We start from the raw sequence: 8,658 nt of genomic DNA, 5'->3' as shown, positions 1-8,658 counted from the left end.
CCAATATCTTCTGCCATTTGTTTTCATCTAAAAAAACCAACTTCATCCTCTTTCCTCTATAAATTATTCTCTCTATCCTAACATAAGATCAACACGACCTAGTTCTGAGTGCTCCACAAATCCAGTGGCGCTATCCATCGCCACCCTACAGAGGGTGGGGAATTCCGCGCGTTTTGTTAACTTTCGAGCGCAGAGATTTTGAGCTGGCGGGGAACCCTTTGGGATTGGAAGGGTCAAAATGGATGCTCGCGAAGCGGGCCGTAGGTCGCTGGGGATCCGGCATCTGTTAAGGTGCTTGAAGGGTGGGTTCTTCTGCACAAGCATTCTTCGTGAGGTTGGGCTCATGTCTCCCGTGCTGTGGCAAGCGATTGGGTACGCCTGTGGGATCTCGCTGGGGATCCTGGGGTTGATTGTCCTTGTCAACGTTCTCGTGGAATGGCTGGATCGGCGAGAGACCCCGGCGAAGCCGACCGAGCCGCCAGAACCCTGCAGCACAACGGAGGGATCCCCGTCGGCATGAGTGACAGGGTTCGCGTTCACGTCTGGGTACGGGGGCGGGTTCAGGGGGTGGGGTTTCGCGCCCACACCGAAGCCATGGCCCGCAATGCCGGTGTTGGCGGCTGGGTGCGCAACTTGCGGGATGGTCGCGTCGAGGCCGTTTTTGAAGGATCCCCTGCTGCGGTGGAGGCCATGCTGCGCTGGTGCCAACAGGGCAGCCCCGGTTCGGTTGTGGAGGCCATTGAGCAACGTTCCGAGCCGCCGGAAGGTCTACCCACTTTTGAGATTCGCCCTACCGTTTGAAGGAGTTTGGCTGTTCCAAGGATTTCTTTGACCTGCAGCACTTCAGCTTCGTCCGCTGGTTCTGAGCTGCCGTCCTCAGAAACTGCCCATGAGCTGGGATCCCCCAAGGTCGCACTAGAATGGTTACACCGCAAGTTTTTCCCATCCCATGACTGTTGCTGCCCCCGCCAAAGTGCAATATGAAGCTGTGATCGGGTTGGAAGTTCACTGCCAGCTCAGCACCCGCTCCAAGATCTTTTCCAGCAGCGCGACGGCATTTGGCGCTCCCCCCAACACGAATATCGACCCGATTTGTATGGGCTTGCCCGGCACCCTGCCGGTGTTGAACGAAAAGGTGCTGGAGTACGCGGTCAAAGCCGGTTTGGCCTTGAATTGCACCATTGCCCCCTACAGCAAGTTCGACCGCAAGCAATACTTTTACCCCGACTTGCCCAAAAACTACCAAATCTCGCAATACGACCTGCCAATTGCCACCCACGGCTGGATCGAGATCCAGCTCAGCGACGGTCGCACCAAGCGCATCGGCATCACCCGTCTGCACATGGAAGAAGACGCGGGCAAACTGGTACATGCTGGCAGCGATCGCCTGTCGGGATCCAGCTATTCTTTGGTGGATTTCAACCGAGCGGGGGTTCCCCTCATCGAGATCGTCAGCGAGCCGGACATCCGCAGCGGGGAAGAGGCAGCCGAGTATGTGCAAGAGCTGCGCCGCATCCTGCGCTATGCCGGGCTGTGTGATGGCAACCTGCAGGAGGGATCCCTGCGCTGTGATGTGAACATCTCGGTGCGTCCGCTGGGATCCCAGACCTTTGGCACGAAGGTGGAAATTAAAAACATGAACTCCTTCAACGCCATCCAACGGGCCATCGAGTACGAATTCAACCGCCAGGTCAAGGTTGTGGAGGCGGGCGAGCGGATCGTGCAAGAGACCCGCCTTTGGGAAGAAAACAGCCAGCGCACCATCAGCATGCGCAAGAAAGAGGGATCCAGCGACTATCGCTATTTCCCCGAGCCCGATCTGCCGCCGATTCGCGTTACCGAAGCGCAAAAGGCCCGCTGGAGGGCAGAGCTGCCGGAATTGCCCGGTGTGAAGCGGCGACGTTATCAGGAGGTGTACGGCCTCTCGGTGTACGATGCCCGCTACCTCAGCGATGAACGCAACACCGCCGAATACTTTGAAGCCGTGATCGCCGCCGGTGCCGACCCGAAAGCAGCCGCTAACTGGATGATGAGCGACATTGCCAGCTACCTCAACACCCACAAGCTGGACTACCCCGACATTGCCCTGAAGCCGGAAACCCTGGCCGAGCTGATCGGTCTCATCGAGCGGGGCACCATCTCCAGCAAAATCGCCAAGGAGATCCTGCCGGAACTGCTGGAAAAAGGCGGGTCGGCCCGCGCCCTGGTGGAAGCCAAAGGCATGACCCAAATCTCGGATAGCAATCTTCTGGAGCAGATAATCGCTGAGGTGTTGGCGGAGAATCCAGAGCAACTGGAGCAGTATCGGGGGGGTAAAACCAAGCTCTTCGGCTACTTTGTCGGGCAATTGATGAAAAAAACCCAGGGACGGGCGGATCCAAAGCTGGCCAACGACCTGCTCAAGCAACACCTCGACGGCTAGCTCCAAGCATCGGTGAGGGAATAGCCCAACTCCTGGATCATGCGCCGCAGCAGGGGCAAACTCAGCCCGATCACATTGCCAGGGCACCCCTCGATCCGCTCCACAAACAGGCTGCCACGACCATCGATGGCAAAACAGCCGGCACAGGCCAAAGGCTCACCGGTGGCCACATAGGCGCGGATCTCCTCGTCGCTGGGCTTGGCAAAAAACACCCGCGTCACCGCATAGTGGGTGAGGCGACGGTTCTGCTTCGTGTCAATTAAGGCATGGCCTGTGTAGAGCTCTCCCACTTCGCCCCGCATTTGCCGCAAGCGCCGTTCCGCCTCTAGGGCATTGGGCGGCTTACCTAGGATCTCGCCATTTAGGTAGAGCACAGAGTCGGCCCCCACAACCAAGACGGGCTCCCGTTGCTGGGCCGCCACCACTTCGGCTTTCGCCGAGGCCAGCTTCTGCACCAGCTCCACCGGATTAGAGCTCTGGATTTGGCTTTCGTCGAAGTAGCTGGGTTGAACGCGATGGGGGATCCCGGCAGCCTTTAACAATTGGCGGCGGGCAGCGGATTGCGAGGCCAGTACGATAGGAGGCAACATCGACTCAACACCCAAAGCCTGGACGTTTGCTGGATGGAAGTTCGCTCCATGAGCTAGTTTCCATTAGCTTAGTTAGTGTGCGCCTGATATGCGCCGACGAGTGGGCGCCGAAAGGAAACTCTCCCGATATCTTCCCAGCTGGATCCCGTTTGTGACCACTCTCCCCACCCAAGCTGATCTCGATCTTGCCCGTTCCGGGATCCTTCAGCGCTATTGGGGGGATCAAGACACTCCGGAAAGCCGCTGGGTGAACTTGCTGGTGGCGGCGCTGGTTTTCTGTTCGTCCACCTTCTTTGTGGTGGAAACCTATCCCATTCCCCCTGAGGTACGTCTTTGGCTGGAGCGGGTGGATCGCCTCATTCTCGGCTTGTTTGTGGTGGAATATCTGCTCCGACTGGCAGCGGCCCCGCAGAAGTTGCGCTATGTCTTCAGCCTCTATTCACTCATCGATTTGCTGGCCATTTTGCCTTTTTTTGCCGGGCTAACCGATATTCGCTTCATCCGCCTCTTGCGCTGGTTTCGCATCCTGCGGCTGCTGCGCCTGGTAGAGGGCAAAACCCTGTTTGGGCAAGTGATCTCCGCCGATAGCCGCATTTTGCTGCGCATTTTCTTCACCCTCTTTGCCATTGTTTTCGTCTACTCTGGGCTGATCTACCAGGTAGAACATCCAGTGAATCCTGGCGCTTTTGCCACCTTTTTGGATGCTTTCTACTTTTCCGTCGTTACCATGACCACGGTGGGGTTTGGGGATCTCACCCCCACTTCTGAGCTGGGCCGGCTGCTGACAGTGTTGATGATCTTGACGGGCATAGCCCTGATCCCTTGGCAAGTGGGGGAGTTGATCAAGCAACTGGTAAAAAGCGGCAACTCGGTGCAATGGGCCTGCCCAGGCTGTGGCCTCTCCCAGCACGATGGGGATGCCCAATTCTGCAAGCGCTGCGGCACACTGCTCTATCCAAGGGATTGAGGCTGTTGGCCAATTTGGGGCAAAGACAGGATAGGCTAGGACGGGTTGCAGGAGGATCTGCGATGTTGGCCCACCCCGAGCTAACCATCCCCGGCAAGCTGAACGTGAAGGCGGGCGTGGCGATGCTGGTTGCCGCCATTGTCCTCGGCTGGATCCTCAGCCAAGTTCAGCCGTTGCCGCTCGCCCCCCAGGAGGCTTCGGGGATCCCTGCCGAGCCCCTCCTCTGGCAGGAGGTGCCCAAACAAAAGTACGCCTGGCACATTTGCTACGCCTTTTTGGGCAACATGGGGTTGATCAAAATCGGCGGCGGACTGGCCCTGGTGGTGCTGGGATCCCGCTTTACGGCTGGGCAAATGCTCTCGCAAATTCTCCTGTTGGGGGGAATGCTGCACCCGGCTTCTTGGGCTTTGGTGGCCCTGACGGGGCTGGAAGGGTGGGGCTGGCTGGGTAATGCCGGAGCCGCAGCGGTGGCGGTGGTGGTGATGGTGTTGTTTGTTTACCTGGTCTTGGCCACCTGCCGTTCCCTACAAGCCGTCCGAAGGCTGACCCAATCCCGAACCTGCCGTTAGCCCCAGTTGGGGAAAGCTGAGAAATCGTTTAAGATCGTTAACGGCAACACTCTAAACAACCGGACGGTGCTCTGCATGGCGGTGCAAGAGGAGGTTTTTTTTGAGGGTGGCCCCCACAGCGGCGATTTGGTGCTGAACTCCTTCATTGGGGCTACGCTTGTCGGCTTGCCTCTGTTTGTGGGGGCACTGGTGCGCAAGCTGTGGGTACACTATCGGATTACCAATCGTCGCATCACCGTGATCGGGGGGTGGGGCGGCAAGGAGCGCTCAGACGTGATCTACAGCGAGATCGCCAAAGTGGTCATGGTGCCACGGGGCTTGGGCGTGTGGGGAGATATGGTGCTCACCCTCAAGGATGGCAGTCGCCTGGAGATGCGGGCCTTGCCTCGCTTTCGGGAAATCTACAACTACATCAACGAGCGGATTGACGAGAAGGCCAAGCAGGTGAGCGGCCCAATTGGCAAAAAACGCCGCTCTGCCCAGTCCTGACCGTGCCTGACCCTTGGGGATCCCTTCCTGTGGCTGTCCCCACTCTTCCCAGCCGGGATCCCGCTTGGCCTGAGCGCCTGGCCCTGGTGCACGAGTACCTGATCTGGCCGGGGGGATCGGAAAAGGTTTTGCAGGAGCTGGTGGCTTTTGCCCCACAGGCCCCCCTTTACGTTAGTCTCTTCTCGGCTCACACCCTGCCGCCGAGCTGGCAGGAGCTGTCGATTCACACCTCTTTTTTGCAAGGCTGGGCCAAGTGGCTGGGGGTGTTGCGCCCTGACTATCACGCCCGCCTCAAGTATCTGCTGCCCTGGATGCCGTTGGCCTACGAGAGCTTCGACTTTTCGGGGTATGACTGTGTGATCTCCAGCAGCCACGCCTTTGCCAAAGGGATCCTGACGGGAGCCTCTACCCTGCACCTGAGCTATATCCACAGCCCCACCCGTTACCTGTGGGAGAACCGGGAGCTGTATCTGCAGCGAGAAGGGTTGGGGGGAATCGGGCCCATTCGCACAATTAGCCAATGGCTGCTGCACCGCCTGCGCCAGTGGGATTTTCTGGCAGCTCAACGTCCAGATCTGTTGATCGCCAACTCCCAGCACATTCGCCGCCGCATTGCCAAGCTCTACCGCCGCGAGGCTGTTGTTATCTACCCGCCCGTTCCGCTGCAGGGGTTTGAGCCGGTGGCGGATCCCAGTGGCGATTACGACCTGGTGGCGGGCCGATTGGTGCCCTACAAACGGGTGGATCTGGCAATTGCCGCCTGTGAACGGCTGGGTCGTCGTCTGCTGATTGTGGGAGAAGGGCCGGAGCTCCCTCGGCTCAAGCGATTGGCGGGGCCGCAGGTGGAGTTTTTGCCCCATCAACCGCAAGCCCGTCTGCAGGAGCTGTTGGCCCATTGCCGGGTGCTGCTGTTCCCGTGGGAGGAGGATTTCGGCCTGGTGCCGGTGGAGGTGCAAGCCTGTGGTCGTCCTGTGGTTGCCCTCAACCGGGGAGGTGTCCGGGAGACGGTCATCCACGGCCAAACCGGCATCCTCATCCCCGAAGCCAGTGTGGAAGCGTTGGTGGAAGGGCTGCGCCAGGCAGATCGACAGGACTGGGATCCCCGGCGGATTCGGGCCCATGCTCTGCAATTTGCCCCGGAGCGATTTCACGCCCAATTGGGATCCCTGTTGCGCTGGGCTTGGCCTCGTTTTCAAGCCGGAGAACGGTTGGATCCCCGAGAATGGAGCCCTCAGTAGGGCCGCCGCTGCACAAAAGCCGGCAACTCAATCCGGCTACGACCGCCCGTTTCCGTCCCTGCCTGTGAAGCGGCCAAAGCGGAGCGTTTCAGGAGCCTTTCTGTCCGTTGGCGCCAGCGGTGTGGAGCACTTTCTTCCCGCTCGTCCAGGGTGAGCGGCGGGATCCCTGGGGTGGGTGTTCTCCAGGTGGTGGCCGGGGAAGGAGCAGACTCGTCAGCCGCGGCAGGAATCCGTTCCTGGGCCCGATGATTCGACCTGGGCTCGACAACCGCTGGCTGAGGGGAAGCGGAGGCCGACTGACGCAGTGTGGCCAGTTGCTCTTCCAGTTCTTGGTTGCGCTGCTGCAGCAGAGCTACTTCCTTTTCTTGGGTTTGCGCGTAGGCGTGGGCCTGCACGCACTCGGTTTTCAAAGCCATCACCTGCTGCTGCAACTTCTCGATTTGCTTTTGGCTGACCAGATGATGGGCCTCGGCCAGTTCTCGCCCCCGCCGGGCTTCTTCCAGGCTTTCTTGGGTGCTCTGCACCTGCTGCTGAACTTCCTGCCACTGGGCAAGGGTGGGACGCTGGGCCAACTCTTGGATAAGCTGATCCCGCTCGGCTCGCAAAGCACCAAGCTCGCGAGTCAAAGCCTGCACCTGCTCCTCCAAGACCAGGATTCGCTGCGCCTGCGAGGACTCTGTCTCCCTGAGGTGGGCGGCCTGGGCTGCTTCCGCTTCCAGTTTGGCAATTTGTTGAGCTTGCTCGGCCTGCTGTCGCTGACTCTGCTGCAGCTCTTCCAGCAAGGTGGCCCGCTCGGCCTTGGCAAAAGAGGCTTGTTGGCGCAGATGATCCAACTCCGCTTGCAAGTGTGCCCATTGCTCTGGGGTAGGGCGCTCTTCCAATTTGCGAATACGTTGCCGGGCAGTGTTCAGGTCAGCTTCCATGTGCGCCTTTTCGGTTTCCAGATGGGTCTTCAAACGCTGCCATTCGGCTTCGGCTTGGCGGTGGGCAGCCTCTAGCTCTGCCCGTAGGGTTTCCAGTTCTTGGGCAGAAGGTCGAGCAGCCAACTCTTGGATTTGCGCTTGCAATTGTGCTTTTTCCTCCTCTAGCTCTTGTATGCGGAGCTGCAGTTGGGCTTGCAAAAGCTGCACCTGCGGCAACTTGACGGCGTATTCTCCCAATTGGTTGGCCTGCTGTTTCAGCTCCAGGAGCTCCTGCTGCAGTTGGTAAAATCGGGCCGGATCGACGCGCCGCTGCAATTCCGCCTTGAGGGTTTCAATTTCCGCCTGGCTAGTTTGCAACTGCTGCTGCAGAATGTGGTAGTGCTCCAGCGTTGGACGGCGCTCCATTTCCCACAGGAGATTCTGCAGTTCTTCGATGTGCTGTTGCTGAAGCTGAAAAGCCTCTAGGGTAGGGCGCTGGGCCAGCTGCGCTTTCTCTTCTTGACAGGCTTGCAGAGCGTGATCCCGTTCTTGAATCTGGGCCTGTGCTTCCAGCAGTTGATGTTCCAGGCGATGGATGCACTCAATCTGCTGCAATGACAGCGCTTCCGATTCGGCGAGGGATCGCTCTAGGTTGCGCACCCGCGCCCGCAAGGCTTTTAGCTCCTCTTCCCCTTCCATATCCAGGCTGCTCGACAGGTTATGGGCCTTACTGTAGCAGATGGTCTGGATGAAAATCCAGCTCGCCACTATCTGTAGTGTAAATTTTTAGCTTTTCCCAGAATCAACACTAACTCTGTTGCCCCCGCCCTCTATACTGAGAAGGTGAGTTTTCAGATGAACCCTGTGATGAAGCTGGGATCCAAACCTTGGGGATGGGTGCTGGGCCTGCTGGGTGTGGCCTTGGTCGGTTGTGGTGCCGATGCGCTGACGGCCAGTACTCCGCTGCCGCCTTTGATCACCAGCAGCGATATTCCTTCTGTGGTGAATCGGAACGGCTTTTTGGAGCTGGGGGTTTCGGTATCGGTGCCGGGCCGGATCCCGGCGGAGCTGGCGTTTCAGGTGTCGTGGTCAGGGATCGAGGTGCAGACGCTATCGGCGGCGCAGGTGAATTGTGTGTCTGGAGAGGTGTTCTGTACAACCCGCTTCCGCATTCGCCCTCCCCTGAGCTTGGTGCCCGGCTCCTACCTGCTCAGCTTGCGGGTCTTCGACCGGTTGGGTCAAAGTGCTGCGGTGACCGGGACGGTGCTGCTCAGGGATCCCTGAGGTCGCCCTATCCTTGCCCAGCCTTGAGAAAGCGGTGCGGTTCCCGTTCCCATAAGCATTGCGTAGCAGTAGGTAGCAGTATGAGGTGCCGTAGGCATAGCACCTGATACATTTACGCTGAACACTGCTGAACATCACTGTTCAACTATGCAGCGATAGCATTCTGTTTGTTTCCAAACAGAATGGCGGTATCCCGC

10 protein-coding genes are annotated in these 8,658 nt (G+C 58.9%); 8 read left to right on the top strand and 2 right to left on the bottom strand.

Going from position 1 to position 8,658, the window contains the following annotated elements; translation table 11 throughout:
* The first annotated feature begins 343 nt into the window (after positions 1-343).
* From ACVWVQ_RS14095 to gatB, 3 genes are all read left to right on the top strand, one after another.
* Complete coding sequence (locus ACVWVQ_RS14095; protein ID WP_457509070.1) at positions 344-520, top strand: hypothetical protein; 177 nt, start codon at positions 344-346, stop codon at positions 518-520.
* A complete protein-coding gene (locus ACVWVQ_RS14090) occupies positions 517-801 on the top strand; it encodes an acylphosphatase (protein WP_414351467.1) in 285 nt (94 codons plus the stop codon). The genes ACVWVQ_RS14095 and ACVWVQ_RS14090 overlap by 4 nt, the downstream gene beginning before the upstream one ends.
* 148 nt (positions 802-949) lie before the next feature.
* On the top strand, positions 950-2,422 hold the full coding sequence (gatB, locus tag ACVWVQ_RS14085; RefSeq protein ID WP_457509068.1) for an Asp-tRNA(Asn)/Glu-tRNA(Gln) amidotransferase subunit GatB: 1,473 nt from the start codon (positions 950-952) through the stop codon (positions 2,420-2,422).
* Here the strand turns inward: gatB and ACVWVQ_RS14080 are convergent.
* The gene (locus ACVWVQ_RS14080; RefSeq protein ID WP_414407950.1) at positions 2,419-3,012 is read right to left on the bottom strand and encodes a Maf family protein; all 594 of its coding nucleotides are present in this window, start codon (positions 3,010-3,012) and stop codon (positions 2,419-2,421) included. The two genes, gatB and ACVWVQ_RS14080, sit on opposite strands and share 4 nt — an antisense overlap.
* A 151-nt stretch (positions 3,013-3,163) precedes the next feature.
* Here ACVWVQ_RS14080 and ACVWVQ_RS14075 point away from each other — a divergent pair, with 151 nt between their 5' ends.
* The 4 genes from ACVWVQ_RS14075 to ACVWVQ_RS14060 all read left to right on the top strand — a co-directional run bounded on the left by ACVWVQ_RS14075 (position 3,164) and on the right by ACVWVQ_RS14060 (position 6,275).
* A complete protein-coding gene (locus ACVWVQ_RS14075) occupies positions 3,164-3,979 on the top strand; it encodes an ion transporter (protein ID WP_457509066.1) in 816 nt (271 codons plus the stop codon).
* A gap of 62 nt (positions 3,980-4,041) precedes the next feature.
* Positions 4,042-4,548 (top strand): hypothetical protein, encoded by a 507-nt coding sequence (locus tag ACVWVQ_RS14070; RefSeq protein ID WP_457509064.1) that lies wholly within the window; start codon positions 4,042-4,044, stop codon positions 4,546-4,548.
* 75 nt (positions 4,549-4,623) lie between these two features.
* Entirely contained in the window at positions 4,624-5,037 is a 414-nt protein-coding gene (locus ACVWVQ_RS14065) for a PH domain-containing protein (protein ID WP_414407948.1), read from the top strand.
* Between the two features lie 29 nt (positions 5,038-5,066).
* On the top strand, positions 5,067-6,275 hold the full coding sequence (locus ACVWVQ_RS14060; protein ID WP_414331921.1) for a glycosyltransferase: 1,209 nt from the start codon (positions 5,067-5,069) through the stop codon (positions 6,273-6,275).
* Here the strand turns inward: ACVWVQ_RS14060 and ACVWVQ_RS14055 are convergent.
* Positions 6,269-7,945, bottom strand: coding sequence for a hypothetical protein (locus ACVWVQ_RS14055; RefSeq protein WP_457509062.1), 1,677 nt, complete (start codon positions 7,943-7,945; stop codon positions 6,269-6,271). The genes ACVWVQ_RS14060 and ACVWVQ_RS14055 overlap by 7 nt on opposite strands.
* Positions 7,946-8,032: 87 nt before the next feature.
* Here ACVWVQ_RS14055 and ACVWVQ_RS14050 point away from each other — a divergent pair, with 87 nt between their 5' ends.
* The gene (locus ACVWVQ_RS14050; protein ID WP_457509060.1) at positions 8,033-8,461 is read left to right on the top strand and encodes a hypothetical protein; all 429 of its coding nucleotides are present in this window, start codon (positions 8,033-8,035) and stop codon (positions 8,459-8,461) included.
* Positions 8,462-8,658: the final 197 nt, after the last annotated feature.

The organism is Thermostichus sp. MS-CIW-36, from assembly GCF_054059035.1.
The sequence above is the reverse complement of the archived record's forward strand: the minus strand, read 5'-3'. Positions and strand labels throughout refer to the sequence as shown.